The 18,840-nt window shown below is 66.5% G+C and carries 19 protein-coding genes and 6 tRNA genes; 14 read left to right on the top strand and 11 right to left on the bottom strand.

Features of this window, described 5'->3' with window-relative positions:
- Positions 1-23: 23 nt before the first annotated feature.
- Positions 24-1,094: an Lrp/AsnC family transcriptional regulator gene (locus NY1_RS40475; protein WP_218028570.1), complete on the top strand. Its 1,071-nt coding sequence runs from the start codon at positions 24-26 to the stop codon at positions 1,092-1,094.
- A gap of 75 nt (positions 1,095-1,169) precedes the next feature.
- Here NY1_RS40475 and NY1_RS40480 read toward each other — a convergent pair whose 3' ends face one another.
- Positions 1,170-2,162: an Rpn family recombination-promoting nuclease/putative transposase gene (locus NY1_RS40480; RefSeq protein WP_169815484.1), complete on the bottom strand. Its 993-nt coding sequence runs from the start codon at positions 2,160-2,162 to the stop codon at positions 1,170-1,172.
- Between the two features lie 284 nt (positions 2,163-2,446).
- Here NY1_RS40480 and NY1_RS40485 point away from each other — a divergent pair, with 284 nt between their 5' ends.
- Positions 2,447-3,523, top strand: coding sequence for a beta family protein (locus tag NY1_RS40485; RefSeq protein ID WP_067723199.1), 1,077 nt, complete (start codon positions 2,447-2,449; stop codon positions 3,521-3,523).
- Between the two features lie 62 nt (positions 3,524-3,585).
- On the opposite strand, the gene NY1_RS40490 is transcribed toward NY1_RS40485, so the two are convergent.
- Together NY1_RS40490 and NY1_RS40495 are read right to left on the bottom strand one after the other, a co-directional pair.
- A tRNA-Val gene (locus NY1_RS40490) sits at positions 3,586-3,657 on the bottom strand.
- Between the two features lie 152 nt (positions 3,658-3,809).
- Positions 3,810-4,445: a class I SAM-dependent methyltransferase gene (locus NY1_RS40495; protein ID WP_084536302.1), complete on the bottom strand. Its 636-nt coding sequence runs from the start codon at positions 4,443-4,445 to the stop codon at positions 3,810-3,812.
- A gap of 198 nt (positions 4,446-4,643) precedes the next feature.
- On the opposite strand from NY1_RS40495, the gene NY1_RS40500 reads away from it, so the two are divergent.
- From NY1_RS40500 to NY1_RS40535, 8 genes are all read left to right on the top strand, one after another.
- Positions 4,644-4,716 (top strand) — tRNA-Gly (locus tag NY1_RS40500).
- A 22-nt stretch (positions 4,717-4,738) separates the two neighbouring features.
- Positions 4,739-4,809, top strand: a tRNA-Cys gene (locus NY1_RS40505).
- Between the two features lie 23 nt (positions 4,810-4,832).
- Positions 4,833-4,907, top strand: a tRNA-Val gene (locus NY1_RS40510).
- 112 nt (positions 4,908-5,019) lie between these two features.
- The gene (locus NY1_RS40515; RefSeq protein WP_067723203.1) at positions 5,020-6,009 is read left to right on the top strand and encodes an adenylate/guanylate cyclase domain-containing protein; all 990 of its coding nucleotides are present in this window, start codon (positions 5,020-5,022) and stop codon (positions 6,007-6,009) included.
- A 73-nt stretch (positions 6,010-6,082) separates the two neighbouring features.
- Positions 6,083-6,376 carry a hypothetical protein gene (locus NY1_RS40520; RefSeq protein WP_157762822.1) on the top strand — a complete coding sequence of 98 codons (294 nt, stop codon included), beginning with the start codon at positions 6,083-6,085 and terminating at the stop codon, positions 6,374-6,376.
- A 49-nt stretch (positions 6,377-6,425) separates the two neighbouring features.
- Complete coding sequence (locus tag NY1_RS40525) at positions 6,426-7,052, top strand: class I SAM-dependent DNA methyltransferase (protein ID WP_067723207.1); 627 nt, start codon at positions 6,426-6,428, stop codon at positions 7,050-7,052.
- Between the two features lie 7 nt (positions 7,053-7,059).
- Positions 7,060-8,148 (top strand): hypothetical protein, encoded by a 1,089-nt coding sequence (locus tag NY1_RS40530; protein ID WP_067723208.1) that lies wholly within the window; start codon positions 7,060-7,062, stop codon positions 8,146-8,148.
- Between the two features lie 122 nt (positions 8,149-8,270).
- The gene (locus NY1_RS40535; RefSeq protein WP_267888500.1) at positions 8,271-8,492 is read left to right on the top strand and encodes a DUF6374 family protein; all 222 of its coding nucleotides are present in this window, start codon (positions 8,271-8,273) and stop codon (positions 8,490-8,492) included.
- Positions 8,493-8,590: 98 nt separating this feature from the next.
- Here the strand turns inward: NY1_RS40535 and NY1_RS40540 are convergent, their stop codons facing one another.
- The 3 genes from NY1_RS40540 to NY1_RS40550 form a co-directional block, all read right to left on the bottom strand.
- Positions 8,591-9,166, bottom strand: a complete 576-nt coding sequence (locus NY1_RS40540) for a TerD family protein (protein ID WP_067723211.1) — start codon at positions 9,164-9,166, stop codon at positions 8,591-8,593.
- 142 nt (positions 9,167-9,308) lie between these two features.
- Positions 9,309-10,655 (bottom strand): TerD family protein, encoded by a 1,347-nt coding sequence (locus NY1_RS40545; protein ID WP_067723213.1) that lies wholly within the window; start codon positions 10,653-10,655, stop codon positions 9,309-9,311.
- 520 nt (positions 10,656-11,175) lie between these two features.
- The gene (locus NY1_RS40550) at positions 11,176-12,369 is read right to left on the bottom strand and encodes a glycosyltransferase (RefSeq protein WP_067723215.1); all 1,194 of its coding nucleotides are present in this window, start codon (positions 12,367-12,369) and stop codon (positions 11,176-11,178) included.
- A gap of 361 nt (positions 12,370-12,730) precedes the next feature.
- Between NY1_RS40550 and NY1_RS40555 the strand changes: the two genes are divergently transcribed.
- Positions 12,731-12,803 (top strand) — tRNA-Gly (locus NY1_RS40555).
- 23 nt (positions 12,804-12,826) lie between these two features.
- A tRNA-Val gene (locus tag NY1_RS40560) sits at positions 12,827-12,901 on the top strand.
- 69 nt (positions 12,902-12,970) lie between these two features.
- Here NY1_RS40560 and NY1_RS40565 read toward each other — a convergent pair.
- The 3 genes from NY1_RS40565 to NY1_RS40575 form a co-directional block, all read right to left on the bottom strand.
- Positions 12,971-14,128, bottom strand: coding sequence for a hypothetical protein (locus tag NY1_RS40565; protein ID WP_157762824.1), 1,158 nt, complete (start codon positions 14,126-14,128; stop codon positions 12,971-12,973).
- A 71-nt stretch (positions 14,129-14,199) separates the two neighbouring features.
- A complete protein-coding gene (locus tag NY1_RS40570; protein WP_067723219.1) occupies positions 14,200-14,544 on the bottom strand; it encodes a hypothetical protein in 345 nt (114 codons plus the stop codon).
- Between the two features lie 3 nt (positions 14,545-14,547).
- Entirely contained in the window at positions 14,548-15,201 is a 654-nt protein-coding gene (locus NY1_RS40575; RefSeq protein ID WP_157762825.1) for a hypothetical protein, read from the bottom strand.
- 155 nt (positions 15,202-15,356) lie between these two features.
- Between NY1_RS40575 and NY1_RS40580 the strand changes: the two genes are divergently transcribed.
- Positions 15,357-15,785 (top strand): hypothetical protein, encoded by a 429-nt coding sequence (locus NY1_RS40580; protein ID WP_067723223.1) that lies wholly within the window; start codon positions 15,357-15,359, stop codon positions 15,783-15,785.
- Between the two features lie 3 nt (positions 15,786-15,788).
- On the opposite strand, the gene NY1_RS42520 is transcribed toward NY1_RS40580, so the two are convergent.
- On the bottom strand, positions 15,789-16,451 hold the full coding sequence (locus tag NY1_RS42520; protein WP_084536303.1) for a class I SAM-dependent methyltransferase: 663 nt from the start codon (positions 16,449-16,451) through the stop codon (positions 15,789-15,791).
- A gap of 47 nt (positions 16,452-16,498) precedes the next feature.
- On the opposite strand from NY1_RS42520, the gene NY1_RS40590 reads away from it, so the two are divergent.
- On the top strand, positions 16,499-16,948 hold the full coding sequence (locus NY1_RS40590; RefSeq protein WP_067723227.1) for a hypothetical protein: 450 nt from the start codon (positions 16,499-16,501) through the stop codon (positions 16,946-16,948).
- Between the two features lie 181 nt (positions 16,949-17,129).
- On the opposite strand, the gene NY1_RS40595 is transcribed toward NY1_RS40590, so the two are convergent.
- On the bottom strand, positions 17,130-18,668 hold the full coding sequence (locus tag NY1_RS40595) for a multicopper oxidase family protein (protein ID WP_067723229.1): 1,539 nt from the start codon (positions 18,666-18,668) through the stop codon (positions 17,130-17,132).
- Positions 18,669-18,840 lie beyond the last annotated feature (172 nt).

An 18,840-nucleotide genomic window follows, 5' to 3' on the forward strand; every position in this document is an offset into this window, starting at 1 on the left:
CCGGTCCGAATAAGATCGGCGATGTGGCAGCAAACGCCGGGAAAACGCCGGAAACCGACACCGATCTCGTCCTGCTGCCCGATTCCTACTTCTCCGAGGCGGATCTGGCGCTCATCGAGACGATCCAGGCCGCACCCCGCGCGCCGTGGTCCCGTATCGCCAAGACCCTCGGCATCGACGCCACCACCGCGGCCCGCCGCTGGGATCGCCTGCGCGCCGCCGGCCTGGTCTGGGTGACGGCCTATCCCGCCCCCAAGCTCACCACCGTCGCCTTCATCGACATCCGCTGCCGCCCACAGCAACTCGACGCCTTTTGCGCCGCCGTCACCGCCCTGCCCTGGGTGTTCAGCGTGGAGGAGACCGCCGGCGAATACGACTTCCTGCTCTCGGTCGCCGCCATCGACATCCCCGCGCTGGGCCGCGCCATCCGCCGCGACATCTCCGCCCACCCCGACGTCCTCGCCACCCGCACCCAGATCGGCCTGACCCTCTTCGGCGAAGGCGGCGACTGGACCCTGCGCGCCATGGAACCCGCCCGCCGCACCGAACTGGCCACCCCGCCCCGCACCAAACGCACCCCCTACGGCACTCACGCCCGCACCGCCCTATCGCCCGAGGACCTCACTCTCATCGATGCCCTCAGCGCCGACGCCCGCCTCCCCTACACCGCCCTGGCCACCGCCACCGCCCTCCCCGAACACACCGTCCGCCGCCGCCTGCACCGCCTCCTCACCGCCGGCGACCTGACCCTCCGCTGCGATTTCGCCTACCCCCACGCCGGCCTCCCCACCCTCGTCACCTACCACCTCCAAGTCCCCCACCCCCACCTCCCCACCACCGCCTCCACCCTCATCCGCCTCCCCGAAGTCCGCATGTGCGCCACCATCACCGGCCCCACCAACCTCTTCGCCCAAGTCCTCCTCCACTCCCTAGGCGAAATAGACCCCTTCGAATCCCGCCTCTCCACCCTCCTCCCCCACCTCCGAATCACCACCCGAACCCTCACCCTCCACACCCCCAAACGCATGGGCTGGCTCCTCGACCCCCGAGGCCGAGCCACCGCCAGAGTCCCCCTCAACTTCCCCGACGCCTAACCCCCGATGCCCCGAAAAAACAACCGCCCGAAGCAGTCTCACTGCTTCGGGCGATCGCATATGTGGTCCCAACCGTCAGACGTCGAACACTTCATCCAGACTGGCAGCTTCGAGCATCCTGGCCGCCCAACCCCGCAACTGCTCCGGGCTACCAGCCCGAACAACAGCCGCGACGTCCTCAGGCAATGCCCCGAATTTCAACGCCAACAGCTCGAGCACCATCTCAGCCCGCCCACGAACCTCACCACGGGCTTCACCACGAGCTTCCCCCTCCGCGCGGAGTCGTTCCGCAGTCGACATGATGACCTCCTTCGCATCAGGTCCGAGTCGATTGAAAACCGGTCCCAGCTCGGTATCACTGGTTTCCCCGACACTAAGAATGTACGTCACCACCCACTCCAGGACCTCGATCCCGCCGGGGGCGGACACAATCACCTGTAGGTCTTGCACCAGCGGCAACATCTCGATCGCCAGGGAGCGATTGCCCGCAGCGATCTTCAACAAGACAAGCAGCACACGTGCCGCCGGAGTCAGCGCGCGTTCACATAGCGCCGATACCGGAGCGATGGTGAGGTCGTCGAGCACGAACCGGAAGCGGGGCAGCAGGTCACCCAGCGCGTCCCGGGTCTCCGGATCGATATCGAGCAGCTCCGAGAGTTCGGTCGGATACTCCCAGCGGCGACCGTCACGACTGGCATGGACGACCAGCGGAATCACCACGGGCAGCGTTTTGGTCTTCGGATGCTCGCGGACATACCGATTCCAGATGCCGACCTTGTACTCGAGCATGCGCAGCGCCATCAACGGGTCGGGACTGCTCTGATGCTCGATGAGCAGGAAGACGTACGCGTCGTACCCGTCGAGGCGAGTACGAAACAGCAGGTCGCTGTACCGGGACCGCAGTTGTTGTGAAACGAAACTGCACGACTGCAACTCGAGTAGGTCCCAATCCACCCGCGTCACAACTTCTTTCGGTAGCGCCGCCCGCAACTCAGCGGCAGCATCGGCCGGGCGTGACAGCACCTGGCGAAAGTAAGCGTCGTGCGGATTGGACGGCGAGTCAGCCACGATTGAGCAAGCTACGCCCAAAGTATCTGCGACACGCACATTTTCGACGACATGTGGAAAGACGGGACTCGAGCCACAACTGTGCCTGTTTTGCGACAAATTGGGCCAATGTTTGTTTTGTCCGCTTAAAACCTCCCGGCCCGTTCTGGCAGGGTCCGATACTCGGGAAGCAGGTCGAGCAGCGCAGCTCGGGGTGCTATCACACTGAGGGACAGAGGGATTCGCGTGCTCAGCGTCTTCCGAGCATTCCGCGGCGGCCACGGATGAACCGGATACCACGGTATGTGCCGATCTTGAAGAATGGCGGCGGTGAACTGACCGCGCTGAGGTACATGGCGGAGGATATCGCTGAGATCTGTGTACCGCTCATCGATTTCGTGCCTCGCGGGAACTCCGGTGCCGGGCCCGGTGGGCGGCCGGGGAAGTCGTCGAGCCGGATATTCGAAGAGTCCGTGGAGGGATTGCTCAACCATTGGAGTGCGCCATTCGATCTCATCGTCGACGCGCACAGCCTGTTCAGTACCGAACCTTGGAATCCCACCTCGTACATGGTCGATGGCTGCATGGCCGCACACATGGCGGTGATACCGGCGGTGCGGCTGTCGGATCCGCGGCGGGTGTTGCGCGAGGTTGGAGCCGCGGTGCGACGGGCATGCCATCAGCCGATCTGCATCCGTCTCACCGAGGACGATCTCGCCGGCACAAAGGCGTATGAACTCCCGGCCCGAGTCGACACGACAGTCCGCGCCGTGAGGAAGGACCCGGACTCGATTCATCTGGTCATCGATCTCGGCGCGATCACCGATGCGGAGGACGCCCGACACAAGGCCAGAACGACGCGACTCGCGCTCCCGTATGTTCCACATATCGATGACTGGATGTCGATAACGGTTGCGGGAGGGGCATTTCCACAGGACCTCAGCAAGGTGCCGCTCAAGACGATGACACGACTCGAACGAACCGAGCTGGCCTTCTGGCGCGCTGTATCTACCGAGCTGACCGGAAAGTACAACAGAGCGCCAGCTTTCGGTGACTACGCCGTCGCGTTTCCTCGGCAGACGGCTGGTGGTAGATACAGCGCACCGCCCCAACTGCGCTATACGGTCGACAACGGCTGGCTGGTCATGAAGTACCGCAGGCACGAAAACGACAGGTTCTTCGATATCTGCGAAGAGATCACCAAATGCCCCGATTTCACCCCGGGCCTGACCTGGGGAGATGAGGAGATCGAGGCACGTGGTCACCCCGACCGTCCGCCTTCGGCGCCGGGACCAGGGAATTCATCGACCTGGCGTGCAATCGGCACCAGTCATCACGTCGGGTATCTGGCTGCCCACCTGCCCGAGCCGGACGACCACTAACGCGCTCGGATGCCGCGAATAAGAAACGGCCGGTCCATCTGGTGATGGACCGGCCGTTTAAGTGGTTCTAGCTGGGATCGAACCAGCGACCCCTCGCGTGTGAAGCGAGTGCTCTCCCGCTGAGCTATAGAACCGTAGCTCGCCACCGGAGTGGCTGTTCGGGGCGGTTTTTGTGCCGCTCGAACGAGAGAGAACATTACACATACCGGGGACTGCACGCCAAATCGCGTGGAAGGAGGGGGGAAGGGGGGGTTTGAGCGGGGTGGATCGGGGGTGGTCGGGCGTGTCAGGAGGCGGGGCGGCGGATGCGGGCCAGCCAGGCGGATTCGTCGGTGAGGGTGCCTTCGGGGCGGCCCGAGGTGGCGGCGAAGTCGGCGGGGATGCGGGCTCGGCAGCGGGTGGGGGTGAGGGATTCCAGGGTCCAGCCGGGGCCGAAGGCGGATTCGATGGCGGTGCGGGGGATGCGCGGGCCGAAGCCTGGTTCGGTGTCGGCGAAGGCGAGGATGTGGACGAGGGCGTCGGGAGCGCAGGCGGTGGCGAGGTTGCGGACGTAGCCGGCGACGTCGCCGTGGCTGGCGGCGAAGACGTGGAAGAGGCCTACGTCGATGATGGTGTCGAAGCGGGGGCCGGGTTCGAGGTGGAGGGCGTCGGCTACGTCGAAGCGGGCTTTGACGCCGTGCCGTTCGGCATTGGCTCGGGCTTGGCGGATCGCGCTGGGCGAGATGTCCAGCCCGGCCACGTCATAGCCGCGCTCGGCCAGGTAGATCGCGTGTTCGCCGGTGCCGCAACCGATGTCGAGCACGGCGCCGCGAATCCAGCCCGCGCTTTCGAGCTCGACCACCGCCGGTTGCGGCTCACCGATCACCCACGGCGCGGTGCCGTCGTCGTAGGCGCTGTCCCAGAATTCCGTCGGTCGGGTCATCCCTCCAGTGTCCGGCTCGCGGGCCGGTTCGGGGCGCATGTCGGGGCATCTCGCCGGCCGTTCACCGCGCCGCCACGGAATCACACCCCTGTAGTTCACATTTACCCCCATTAACCAGGCGATTTGTTGTCTGTCCAGATAGTCGGCTAATGTTCTCTCTCGTCAGCCGGACAGCCACACAGGCGCCGGGGACGAAATGCGGATGTAGCGCAGCTGGTAGCGCATCACCTTGCCAAGGTGAGGGTCGCGGGTTCGAATCCCGTCATCCGCTCGAAGGCCAACCGGCCTTGGTTGGCGGTGTGGCCGAGTGGTGAGGCAACGGCCTGCAAAGCCGTGCACACGGGTTCGATTCCCGTCGCCGCCTCTTGCTTGCAAGAGGAAAGACTCGCGCGATTAGCTCAGCGGGAGAGCGCTTCCCTGACACGGAAGAGGTCACTGGTTCAATCCCAGTATCGCGCACCAAAGTTAGCAGTAAGGCCCGGCTTCGGCCGGGCCTTACTGCGTTTACAGGGCATGCTTCGAGCCGGGAAATCAAGCGCCCGCCCCGCAGCGGCCGGTGTGTTGTACTGGCGGGGTGATCGAATCCGGCGAATTGCCCGATGCCCTCGACGCGGTCGTCGAACAGTCGTTACTGGGCGGCCCACGCCGATATACCCGCAGCCAGGTGGCCGAAATCTCCGGTGTCCCGATCGAGCGGGCGCGCAAGTTGTGGGTGGCGCTGGGGTTCCCGGCCGCGGGCAATGACGACGAAGCGGCGTTCACCGACGCCGATATCGAAGCTGTACGCGCCTTCACCAACATGTCCGAAGTCGCGGGGACGAGCGAGCAGAGTCAGATCGCCGCGGCCCGGACGCTCGGGCAGGCCATGGCGCGGCTGGCGGAATGGCAGGCGGATCTGATCACCCACGACATCGGTCCGCGGGTGGCGGGCGCGGGCGGACAGCCGGAGGAGGCGACCGCCCGGACCATCGCGGTGCTGACCGAGCTGCAAGAGTATGCGTGGCAACGACATCTGGCGGCGGCGCTGAGCCGGTCGGTCGAATCCGGAGGCGCGACACGGCAATTGCTGGTCGGGTTCGCGGATATGGTCGGCTACACCCGGCTGTCCCGGCATCTCGACCTCACCGAATTGACCGAACTGCTCGACGGGTTCGAGGCCGCCACCACCGAGGCCATCACCGGCAATGGCGGGTGGGTGATCAAGAACGTCGGCGACGAGGTGATGTTCGCCGCCGAGAACGCCCGGGACGGAGCGCGCATCGCCCTGGCCATGCATGCGGCCATAGCCGTTGCGGCCCAGTCGATTCCGGATATGCCGCAGATCCGGATCGGGCTGGCATACGGGCCGGTGCTGACACGGTTCGGCGACCTGTACGGCACCGTGGTCAATGTCGCGGCGCGGCTCACCGGCGTGGCGCGACCGGGGACGATCCTGCTCGACGACGGCGCGGCGGCGGCGCTCGGCGAGGACCACGACTACACGGTGCGGCATCTGCGGAGTGTGCGGGTCAAGGGCTTCTCGCGATTGCGGCCCCACGTGCTTCGTGAGCCGAAACGCCGGTAGACCGGCGCGTTCCGCTCCGAACATGCCGGATTCGGCTGCGGCGACCGGGCCCGGCGGATGCGACACTGTGGGCATGACGGGTCGGGTGCAAGGGAACGTTCCCCAGGGTCGATTCACCGGGGCGCAACCGCCGCCCAAGCAAGGGCGCGGGATCATGCGGTTCGGGCTCTGGCCATTGCTGCTGGCGGCGGGTTTGATCACGATCCTGCCGTTGCTGCTGCTCGCGGTCCTGATGTTCGTGCGCCCCGCCAGCACTCCCGCCCCGGCCGCCCCGCCCGCCCGGGTGGCCCCCGCCGGCGAACCCGTGCCGACCACGGCACCGGTCAAGCCTTGTTATCCATTCCAAACGGACTGCGTTCCAGGCTGATTCGGCGGTTGACGCTGCGACAGTCGGCTTCGATGGATTAGCTTGGGGCATGGGGCTTTCCGCGGCTGAAGTGTTCGACGCATTGGGCAAGGACTATGAGAAGGCGTTCGCCGGGCTGAGCGCGCAGCGGGAGGAGATCGACTGGCTGCTCGCGCAATTGCCCGGCGGCGCGCGGGTGTTCGATGCCGGGTGCGGGACCGGGCGGCCGGTGGCGGAGTTGCTGGCGGCGGCCGGGCATCAGGTCACCGGGTGTGACGTATCGCCCGGGATGATCGAGATCGCGCGCGCCCAGGTACCGGCCGCCCGGTTCGACGTGGCCGATCTGCGCGAACTGACGTACCCGGCGGGCAGCTGGGACGCGGTGGTGGCGTTCTTTCCGCTGCTGCAGATGAGCAGGGCCGAAATCGTCTCCACGCTGGCCAAATTCGCGGATTGGCTGGCCCCGGGCGGATGCCTGCTGCTGGCCACCGTGCCCGCCGATATCGAGGGCCTGGACGTCATCTTCATGGGTCAGCCGGTCACGGTCAGCAGCTATCCGCCGGAAGCGTTCCGGCAGTTGCTGACCGACGCGGGGCTCGAGATCGCGCGCGAACGCGTCGTCGAGTTCGTGCCCGACTATCCCGATGCCCTGCCGGAACCCGACTTGTTCATCGCCGCCCGGAAACCACAGAGCTGAAAGCCGAATGAAGCGGCTCGCGCTGGTCGCACTGCTCACCGCACTCGTCGGCTGCGCCACCAGCTCCACACCCGGCCCCGCCCCGGAATGGATCGCCCAGCCCGCACCCGCGACCGGAGCCCGCATCCTGTCGATCACGCCGACCCCCGACGGCCTCCTGCTTCTAGGATCCGTCCCGAGCCCCGACGGCCGGCTTCCCGCCGCCTGGACCACCACCGACGGCCGGCAGTGGAAGACGCTGATGCTGACCCCGCACAGCGGCTACGCCTTTGCCGCGGAACTGATTTCGGGCAGCGCGGGCGACCGCGTGATCGCCCTCGGCCAGGCCTTCGGCGGCGCGCATTTCAACCCGCGCATGACCGTCTGGTCGGGCGACACCTCGACCCTCGAGGAATTCCCGCAAAGCTTCGAGCAATTCGGCGGCCCCCACGCGATCGGCGTCAGCGGCGCTGCGGCGATCGGCGGCACCGGTCTCCTGGTCGGCGCATGGGACAGCAGCAGCGGCCGCTACGGCACGACGGTCTGGACGTCTGCCGACGGCGTGAATTGGCTGCGACAGGCGGACGACTCAGCTTTGTCGGCCGCTCCCGGCGAGGTGACCGGGGCCAGCGGCGTGACGACCGGTCCGGACGGTTTCCTGATCGCGGGCAACAGCATTCGCGGAACCGAATACCAGCCCTTGCGATGGACCTCCCCCGACGGCCGCACCTGGCAGCGAATCCCCCTGTCCGGCACCGGCGTCGCCAGCCAATCAGCCTGCGATGCCGCCGGCTGCGTCACCATCGGCCGCACCGTAGGCCCCCGCCCTCAATTGCTCTGCTGGCCAACACCATCGACCTCCCGCTCCGGCCCCGACGCCGCCACCCTGGACATCGACCAGGCCCTCCTCCATTCCGGCCAGCTGATCATGGCAACCCGAATGGACGGCACCGCCCACCTGCTGACGGCCGCCCGAGACTGCACCGGCATCCGCGACCTCCCCCTTCCCGTCACCGCCCCCAAAGCCGTACTCGGCGCCCTCCCCCACCACCTCCTGCTCGCCACCACCGACCCCGACGGCGACAGCCGAATCTGGCTGAGCACCCCACCCACTTGATACGGCGAGCGCACAGCTCAGGCGGCCGCCCGGCATCCCCGCCCGCCACGCCATCCGCACAGTTTGTCAGACCCTCCGCATAGACTCGAAAGTTTGTTCGACTCGAGGTAATGTTCCGGCCCATGCCGGAGTTGTCTCGCCTCGAATGGGCACGTATGAATCTCGATCAAGTGCGCAGGCAGTTGCTGGATGCGGCGGCGTGGGGGAAATACATCACGCCCGAGCAGCTGGAGCACGCGGCAGGGAAGATCGCGGAAGGCATGCGGATCTACGTCGAGGAGACGTCCGGCGGCGGACCCGAGCCAGGCGGTCGGTGCGGTCGCCCTACGCTGCGCCGGCCTTGACGGGGCCCATGACACTTCACGTCGGCGTTCGAGACGAGCAGGACACGCTTATGCCGAAGGCCCGGTACGGAACCGGGCCTTCGGGGACTGCGCGCGAATCAGATATTGACGCCGTAGTCGCGGGCGATGCCCGCCAGGCCGGAGGCATAGCCCTGGCCGATGGCGCGGAACTTCCATTCGGCGCCGTTGCGGTAGAGCTCGCCGAAGACCATGGCGGTCTCGGTGGAGGCGTCCTCGGTGAGGTCGTAGCGGGCCAGTTCGGCGCCGGTGTTGCGGTCGACGACGCGGATGTAGGCGTTGCGGACCTGGCCGAAGGACTGCTGGCGGGCCTGGGCGTCGTGGATCGACACCGGGAAGAAGATATTGGTGATGGTGGCGGGGGTGCCGGCCAGGTCGACGTTGATGGTCTCGTCGTCGCCTTCGCCCTCACCGGTCAGGTTGTCACCGGTGTGCTCGATGGAGCCCTCGGGCGAGCGCAGGTTGTTGTAGAACACGAAATGCTGATCCGACAGCACCCGCTGATCGGTGCCGGTGGCCAGCGCGCTGGCATCGAGATCGAAATCGGCGCCGGTGGTGGAGCGCACATCCCAGCCCAGACCGACGCTGACGGCGGTCAGATTGGGAGCTTGCTTCGACAGTGAGACATTCCCGCCCTTGGCCAGACTGACGCTCATCGAGTTTCCTTTCGTACCTGTTGTTCGCGGATCGCAGGTTCCGGGTCGCCGGGGATCCGGCGGCCGGTGCCGTTCTCGACCATAGTCGTTTCGAGGGAACCGGTTCGGGTGCGCGGCGATCGGATTCGTGGAGCGGACACGGTCAGCCGGCCGCGATGAACCGGCCCAATTGCGGCACCGCCTCGCCCGGATGTTTGGCCTGGAAACCGTCGCCGATCGCCTGTAGTTTCCAATCCCCGCCCGCGCGAAAGACTTTCGCCATGGCGAGGGCGGTGAACGGCATGCCGCCGGTCAGGGCGTAGCGGGCCAGTTCGGCGCCGGTGGTGTCGTCGACCAGGCGGCAGTAGGCATTGCTGACTCGTTCGAAAGTCTGGCCCTGATACGAGGTGACGATGAACAGCAGCGTGGTGACGTGCGAGGGGATGCGGGTGAGGTCGACATTGATGACCTCGTCGTCGCCCTCGCCCGCGCCGGTCAGATTGTCGCCCTGATGGCGGATGGAGCCGTCCTTGGAGGTGAGCTCGCCGTAGTAGACGACATCGGCGAGCTGGGCGCCGGCGTACATGGCGACCCAGGCGTCGAGATCGATATCGATGGTGCGGCTGCCGAACAGGCCAGATTTCTTCACCGGATCCCAGCCCAGGCCCATGCGGATGTAGGTGAGGGCGACGCCGCCTTCCTTGCGGAGGGTGACACGCTGGCCTTTGGACAGGCTGACCGGGCGGCCCTTGGCCAGGGTGACTTCGGCGACGGGCGGCGGATTCGGCGGCGGGGGTGGGGAATACGACGGCGCCGGCGGGGGCGGGGGTGCATACGACGGCACCGGCGCGGGCGGGGGCGGCGGCGAATAAGAGGGCACCGGCGCAGGCGGCGGGTAGGCAGGCGGCGGCGGATAGGACGACGGCGGGGGCTGGGGTGAATACGCCGGGGTTACCGGCGGCGGATAGTTCGACGGCGCTTGATAAGTGGGCGCGGGGCGCGGCGCGTCCTCGACGCTGACGCCGTGATCGGTGACCAGCGCGGCGAACCCGCCCGCATAGCCCTGCCCCACCGCGCGCACCTTCCAGTTGCCGCCGCGCCGGTACAACTCCAGCGCGATCACGATGGATTCGGTCTGCAACCCGTCGATTCGGTACTCGTACAACCGGTTTCCGGCGGTGTCGGACACCGTCGCCACCGGCGCGGCGATCCGGCCGAAGTTGGCGTGCGCGTCGTCCAGGGTGATGACCGCGCGAATCTGGTCGATATCGGCGGGAATCTGGTTCAGCGACACCGCCAGCGCCGCAGGCTGCCCCGCTCCCCCGGGCTGCAATCGCACACCCGGCCCGGACGGTTGGTTGAAGAACACGAAATCAGCGTCGGAGCGCACTTTTCCGCGCTCGGTGACCAGCAGGGCCGACAGATCGGCCGCCGCGGCGACCTGCACGGCGATCACCACCTCGCCGACCGTCACCGGGCCGTTCTGCCCTTTGACAAGCGCTGCGGACAACGGACGCTCCTCCCCACGCCGATAGTGCTGCCTGCCACTTTACGAGAGCGGTGTGACATTCGGGCGCAGAGCGGGCGAAGCCCGGATTCACCCCGCCCGGCACTCCGACGTCCAGAAATTTGCTAGCGGACGTTTCACACTCGCAGGACGATACGAATCCTTAACCATCAATTACCGGACGATCGAACTCCTTCCCCCTAGACTCGGCTTCTGTAACACCAGAAATGCCCTGTTTCACGGCATTTCTCTCGCTGGACCAGAACTCGGAGAAGAGGCACTTCGCATGAACTTTCAGAAGAGTCGCGAACACAAAGAGTTTGCTGTTGTTTCGCGGACCACCGCCAACGGACTCGCGAAGGGACCCGTCTCCGGCCCGGCGATCGACCAGCCACCACTCCTCGGCCATCGGCGGCCGACCCTCGATCGGGCGGAGTGACACGGACACTCGGTAATACGACGATATGAGGGCCCGGCCGGGTGGCCGGGCCCTCGCCCTATCGGAGCCGGATTCGGAAAGGGCTCAGACTCTTTCGGTCGCGAGCACCTGGTGTGCGGCGCGGGCCGCGCCATCGATGCGGATGCGCGGGCCGAGAGTTCGCGCGGCGGACCTGATTTGCGGGGTCAGGGCGCGTGACAGTGCGGCGGTGAGCGATTCGGCGCTCGGCTGCCCGGGTGCGTGCGCGACGCCGACGCCGAGGCGCTCCACCTGTGCCGCCCAGTAGTACTGGTCGAACATCTGCGGCACCACGACCTGCGGTGTTCCGCTCGCCGCCACCGCCGCCGTGGTGCCCGCGCCGCCGTGATGCACCACCGCGGCGGTGCGCGGGAACAGGGCGCGATGGTTCACCTCGCCCACGACCAGGCAATCCGGGCCCGCCTCGTCGAGGTCGAGTCCGGCCCAGCCGCGCAGCACGATCGCCCGATATCCGAGCGTGCGGGCCGCCGCGAGCGCATTGTGCGCGGTATCGGCGCCGACGTGCATGCTCCCGAATCCGAAATACACCGGCGGGTCGCAGGCGGTGAGGAACTCCTCCAATTCCGGTGCCAGCGGCCGGGTATCGCGCAGCAGCCAAGCTCCGGGTTGCCAGACGTCGAGTTTCGAATCCGGCCACGGGCTCAACAACGGATCCGCCGCCAGCCAAGGGTGATCGGTGAAAATGTAATCCCGCACCTGGTCGACGGCAGCCAGCCCGAGCGCTTCCCGATGCTTGTTGAGCGAATCCCGCCACAGCAGGTTCCACCGCACCGCGTCCTGTTCCCATTGCGCGCGGACATCGGCCTCGGCATCCACTCCCGGACCGAGGGGAGGCGGCGGAATCTGTTCCGACGGAAGCGTATTCGCCGCGAATGCCGCATAGATGTATCGCATCCCGCGCAATTCTGCGATGGACTGCGCGGCGATCTGCAATGCCCCGCAGCCCAGCAACACCTCGCATCCTTCGGCGGCCGGCCCGAGCGTCGCGAAATGCGTATCGATCATCCCGTCGATACTCGCCCGCCGATCCGCCTCGGTAGCCATCCCCTTCTTCCTCCCCACCCCGCTCAACTCCGAGCCGACCGGAACGAACTCAACCCCGTAGCCCTCCACCAGCGCCCGGAAATCCGGCGGTGCGCACATCCGCACCTGCGCCCCCAACGCCAGCAATTCCACCCCCACGGCCAGCGTCGGCTGCACCTCCCCGCGCGACCCGAACGTCGACAGCAATACGCGCATCCGAACTCCCTTCGATTCGCCTGTGACCAGCGAGTATGAGGGGCCACCCGGGCCTTGCGGCAAGCCCCCGGCCGCGATATACATTTAAGTGGGAAGAGAAGGTCCGGTGCAGGCACACCGGACCTTCGTTGTTCCGCCGCCCTCGAGCCGCGCCGGACACCCCCGGGCCGAATCAGCCCAAATCACCCCCGCCACACCAAGGTTCTCCCCCGCCCCCACCGCACCGGCTCGCCGCAGACCCCCGCCCAACCACCCCGAACACGCCCGAAAACCCCTGTTTTACTGCACGTTTGCGTATTTCCCCCACCTATCGGCTAATGTTCTCTTCCGCAAGCCGAAGCGAAAGCCCAAGCAAGCAAATGCGGATGTAGCGCAGCTGGTAGCGCATCACCTTGCCAAGGTGAGGGTCGCGAGTTCGAATCTCGTCATCCGCTCAAAGGGGGAAACTGAATAACCGGCGCGATTAGCTCAGCGGGAGAGCGCTTCCCTGACACGGAAGAGGTCACTGGTTCAATCCCAGTATCGCGCACCATATTTGGATCAGACAAGGCCCGGTTCGCCGGGCCTTTCCGCTGTCCGGAGACGGCGGGGTGAAAACTGCTCAGCAGTGGAATTCCTGGCCGATTCGGCTGTTGCTGCCGCGCTGTAGTTCGACGAGGCAACCGTAGGGGGTCAGGGCTTCGGGGGTGGCTTTGAAGGCGGTCGCGGCCTTTTTGTCTATGCAGGTGAGAGCGGTGGGGTCGAGGCGGCAGGCGCGGTCGGCGAAGGTGATCGTGGTGCCGTAGGGCAGGACTTTGGGGTCGGCCGCGGCGATGAATGGGCCGGGGTCGCCGTGCTGGGAGCCGAGGGCGAGGGTGGTGGTGTCGTAGGCGATCCAATTGGCTATCCATTGCGAGCCTCTGGTGATTTCGGGGCGCGCGGGGGTGGATTGGAAAGCGTATTGGCAGGAGAGGGTGGGGCTCAGGTGGAATTCGGTGGCGCAGCGGATGGTGTGGGTCGGGTCGGTGAAAATGATGTCTTGGGGGAGAGTGTCTTCGCGGGCGGGGCGGAAAGCGGTGGCGTCTACGGGGGTGCCGGCGTTCACGTAGTCGATGATCGGAGCCGCGGGGGCGGTCGGGGTTGTGGTGCGGTCGCAGTTGTAGCGGACGCCGGTGTAGTAGGTGAGATTGTCCGCGGCCAATTCGCGTGGGCAGCCGAAAGGGTGCACGCCTGATTCGCTGATTCGAATTCCCGTGTGGGCCAGGGTGTTCACGCAATATGTGCCGGTCGAGCGGTCGATGCGGCAGGCGTAATCGCCGTCTTCGAATTTGCTGCCGTAAGGCAGGACGGGGCCGGTGTGGGACTGCGGGCTGCTGCCGGAACCGATCGCGAAATCCACGTCGTGGAGTTCGACGTAGTTCGGTTGCCAGGGTGCGGGATTCTGGTCCCAGGACGCGGCGGTGGGGGCGGGTTCGGGGTGCTGGAAATCGGTGGTGCAGGCGAGGGCGTCGGCGGGGTGGCGGGCGAGTTGGACCCAGCAGCTGGTCTTGTGATCCGGGGTGGTGAAGGCGGCGTCCGGCGTATCGATGTCGGAGGATTTCAGGCGGTAGGTGGTGGTGTCGGTCGGTGTGCCGGATTGGATCCAGGTGAGAAGTTCGGCGATCGGGGCGTTGTCGGCGGGCGCGGACGAGGACGAATGCGATGCCGAGCAGGCGGCCACGATCAGAGTCGCGGCAATCGACGCTCCGAGGCGGACCGTGAGCGCGCGTAACTTCCCCACCCGAATCTCCCTCCCGAATAGTCGATCGGACAATAGCCTGCCCGTCGCTCACACGGTGTTCTGTTCGGTATTTACAGCCGATCCGTCACCGGTTCGGGACGCGCCCGCGAGAGCAGAGAACCCAGTATCACCAGCGTCGCGACCACTACGGCATGGGCCGCGAACAGGATCAGCATGGGCACGGCGAAACCCTCGTCTGTGAATTCGCCGCGCGGGCCGACGCAGTACAGGGTGTAGTTGACCGAGGTGCCTTCGGAGTCGTGCCAGGTATCGGAGACGACCATCGGGTCGGTGTGGGATGCGCACAGCAAGGGTGCGGTCAGTTCGGCTTCGCCGGGCCAGATCGCCAGCGGGATGACCGCGGTGAGGACGCCGGCGGCGATTCCGGAGGTGGCGGCGGCGGGCAGGATTCTCATCGGCTACACCTGCTGGATGCGCAGCAGGGCGCCGGTGCGGTCGAATTCGGCGAGCATTTCCGTGCGGGCGGAGACCACATTGGTGACGATGCGGATTTCGCCGGCGAAACGGCTGACCACGATGGCGTTCACCTGGCCGTCGGACAGGCCGCTGCGGGAGCGGGCGGTATCGACGATGGATTCGAGGTTGGACAGGCCGGTCACTTCGCTGAGGGGAAAGCTTTCGCCGGCGATGTCGTCGAGGGCCGAAACCCGAACCGGCTGTGCGGAACTCAGGTTACCGAGGGTGAACGAATAGTCGTCCAATTCCCTGGGATGCTCCGGTGGGCGGATGCGCAGGCGGACGGTGGGTTCGCGGGTGGCCAGGTCGCCGCGGCCGGCCAGGAAACGCGTCACCTGATCCGGCTGATTGTTCAGCACCAGGCGGAAGTTGGCGGAATCCGGTGCGGTGAACAGGATTACGTTCGCTTGCAGATCGGCCGTGCCCAGTCTTTGCGCCAATGCTGCGATGGCATCCCGTGGCAGCGCGCTGACCAGCCCGCCACCCCGCGCCCGGATCCGCTGCTCGAATTCCGCCCGATCCACCGCGCCGACGCACCCGCTGACGCCGAGCACGACCAGGCACATCAGGATCGGAAACCAGCAACTGCGGCGCATACCCGGAATGCTAGAGGCCGGCCCTCGAATAGGCGTGACAAGAATTGCCCCACACCCAATGGCGACAATTCAGCAAACATTCCTGAGCGGTTCGTGGCAGGCTGGAATCCTGACCGAATCGCCATCCAGCGATTCACCGTCGATCCGAGGTCATCATGCTCAACAATCGACTCCCCACCTTGCTTCTCGCCACCACAGCCCTCACCGCCGCCCTCGCGACCGCCCCCGCAGCCGCCCAATCCGCCGCATCCGTCACGGTCGACCGGCAACTCCCCTACCGCACCACCACCCTGACCATCTCCGGCACCGCCACCTGCTCCGGCGGCGGCACCGCCGGCATCGACGTCACCAACGGCTCCCTGGAACAAATGTTCCAAGGCGGCGTAGGCGGCCCCATCGCCATCCGCCTCGACAGCGCCGTCCTGGTCGACTGCGACGACACCACCCAGCACTGGTCCGGCAACCTCTACGCCCCCGGCCGCCTCCTCCCCACCAACTCCGGCGGCACCGTAACCGTCAACCTCACCCAAGGCTCCACCGTCATAGCCACCACCGGAGCCCAGGGCGTCTACATAGTCAGCTGACGATCACAGCATCCGAGGCGCTCGGGCCCACGCGCGAACAGTCGGCGGCGCATAGAACCACCGGCCCTCATCCGTCAGCTCTGCCCGAGCGGCCGCGATGACCTCTGCCGAGACCCCTTGCCCTACAAGCGATTCCTGAACTTGAACAGCGGTGAGACTCCACATGCGAGCCGTCGGTGAACCGCCGCGGAACATGGGAATTTCAGCGGTGGAATGGATGTCGATGAGACCCAGCTTCGCCAATCGGGCGGGCAGCGTGCGAGCAAGCCGCCTCAGCACTTCGTCGCGTTCAGCGATGTGCAGCAACACGAATCGCGTGTGGACGAAATCGAAGGCACTGGGCGGCAGTTCATCAGCAACGAGATCGAACTGGGCGATTTCACCGCCGCGAGCAGGCAAGTCCGCGAGATGCCGCGGGTCAGCATCAACCGCAAGCACGCGTCCACCCGGCAAAACCGCACTGCACAACCACCGCGCGAACGACCCGCCGCCCGCACCGGCCTCCAAACAGCGACTCCCCACCCCAACACCCAACCGCGTTGCAAGCGAAACACTTTCGGCGTCATACGCTTCACCCAGCAAAGCCAGGCGTTCCCCAGCAAGATCCCAATCATTGGGCAGGGTGTAGCGCGGAGGCGGTGAAGTTGGGAACGACGAACCTGCCATTCGAAAACAGTAAGCGTGATCACGAGGCCAGGCGATACCCTCTGGCAATGGTGAGGCGAAAGTCTCCGCAGGAGAAGAAGGCGCTCAGCTACGCCAAGGACCGGCGGAACGACTACGGCGAGAACGATAAGAGTTCTCGCCGAAACATTCGGCGCAACAAGCGATTCCCGCATCGGGCCGATCGGCATCGAGAACATCAGACCATGGGCGGTGCGTTGGGGCCGGTCGATCTGGAACGGGCCGAGGGAGCTGAGATCGCGTTCCGGGCGGAGAAGTCGCGGTGGATCGCGGGGCGGTGGCGGAAGTGGCGGGACGCGCCGCTGGGTGAGGTGGTGGCGCGGAAGCTGCGGCGGCGCGCTGATGAACGGCTGCGTCACGAGGCAGGCGCACCCACCGGCGCTCGGCGGCGATTCGGGGCGGCGGGCGCGGGGCACAGTGGGCGCTCGGATGTGTCGAGCCGGATCGATGAGATCCTCGAGCGGGAGTGGGGCAGTTAACCGCCCTGACCGTCAATGCCGGGCCGTTGTACGCCTACGTACGCAGACGACGCCTATCGCGAAGGTTGCCTGGAACTCCCTCCAGACGCATCGCGGCCCGCTCATGGTGCCAACCCTGGTTCGTAATACTGCCCTGATGCCACGGTGGCAGCGCCGGTTCGGCGCTGCCACCGCCGCGCGCTCAGTCGCGGTAGGAGACGGTGGTCATCATGCCGGCTTCGCCGTGGTAGATGTTGTGGCAGTGGAGCATCCATTGGCCGGGGTTGTCGGTTTGGAAGTCGACTTCGAGGGTTTGCATGGGGAGGACCAGGGAGGTGTCTTTGCGGGGGCCGTTGAGTACCTGGTAGGTGTGGCCGTGTAGGTGCATGGGGTGGAACATCATGGTTTCGTTGATGAAGCGGAGGCGGATGCGTTGGTTTGCGGAGACTTTCAGGGGGGCGGTGTCGGGGTAGGGCTTGCCGTTGATGGTCCAGATGTATTTCTGCATGTCGCCGCCTAGTTTTACGTCGAGGGTGTGGTCGGGGGTGCGGGAGGGGAGGCGGAATTCGGCTGTGGGGGTGAGGTTGTGGGCGGTCAGTGGGGGTGTGGAGAGTTCGGTGGGGCGGATGGTGGGGGTGGGGGCGGGGCCGCTGCCGGTGCGGAGGTAGGCGAGGGCTTGGCCGGACTTTCCTTCGGCGGAGGCGACGAGTGGGAAGACGCCGTCGGCCAATTCGACTACCGCGTCGTAGCGTTCGCCCATGCCGATCAGCAGGGATGATGTGGTCACCGGCTCGACCGGGAAACCGTCGGAGTGTGTGACGCGGAGTAGATGGCCGCCCACGGCCACCCGGAATGCCGTGTCGGAGGCGGCGTTGATGATCCGCAGCCGCATGCGCTGGCGTGGCCGGGCGGTGAAAGTCACCGGGTCCGTGGAGATTCGGCCGTTGAGGAGGTAGTAGGGGTAGTCGGGAATGTCGCCCGTGTCCGAACCGAGGGGCGCGGTGGGTTCTGCGGGCATGGACATCGCGCCGGAGCCGCCCATGTTCATCCCGCCGTGGTCCATCCCACCCATATCCATCCCGGACATGCCGCCGCTCTCTAGCTTGCGCAGTTCGGCGTCGGGAGTGCGCCCGTTGACCTCGTCGAGCCAATCATCGAGAACGACAACGGCTTCCACGTCGTAATCCTTGCCGTCGGCGGGGTCTTCGACGATGAGCGGCGCTTGCAGACCCCGGTCGAGCTGGACGCCCACGTGCGGATGGAAGAAGTACGTGCCCGCATCCGGTGCGGTGAATTCGTACCGGAAATTCCCGCCCGCCGGAATCGCGGGCTGCGTGAGCCCGGGCACGCCGTCCATATCGTTGCGCAGCGCGATGCCATGCCAGTGCACGGTGGTCGGATCCGGGAGCCCGTTGGTGACGTCGGCCCGCAGCACCTCCCCCTTGGCGATCCGGACCTCCCGCCCGGGCACGATCCCGCCGTAAGCCCAGGTGTTCACCTGAACCCCGCCCAGATCGACGGTGGCGGGTTCGGCGCGCAAAGCGATCTCGCGAACCGGTGCGCCCGCGGCACGGCGGGCATTCTCGGCGGCCCGGACGGCATCCGATCCGGGCCCGACCGCGGATCCCGAGGACGGACTGTTCTTGGTGCAGGCGGCCAAGGCCGCGGCGGTGGCCAGCCCGGTGCCGAGCGCGAGGAATTTGCGGCGGCCCAGGGGCAGCGGGAACTGATTGGACGACATGGGGTCTCCTGAATCGATGCGGGGTTCGGGGAACCACCCGCCCGGTCGCGGGCAGGGGTGAACGAGCTACCGCCGGGACAGGCCGGGCGGCGGCCGGGAACCCATCAGATTCGGAGAATCGACAGCTGGGAGAGGGTGAGCGCGGCCGGGGGCGGCGCGCGGGCGGGCCGGG

The organism is Nocardia yamanashiensis NBRC 100130, from assembly GCF_001613325.1.
GTDB lineage: Bacteria > Actinomycetota > Actinomycetes > Mycobacteriales > Mycobacteriaceae > Nocardia > Nocardia yamanashiensis.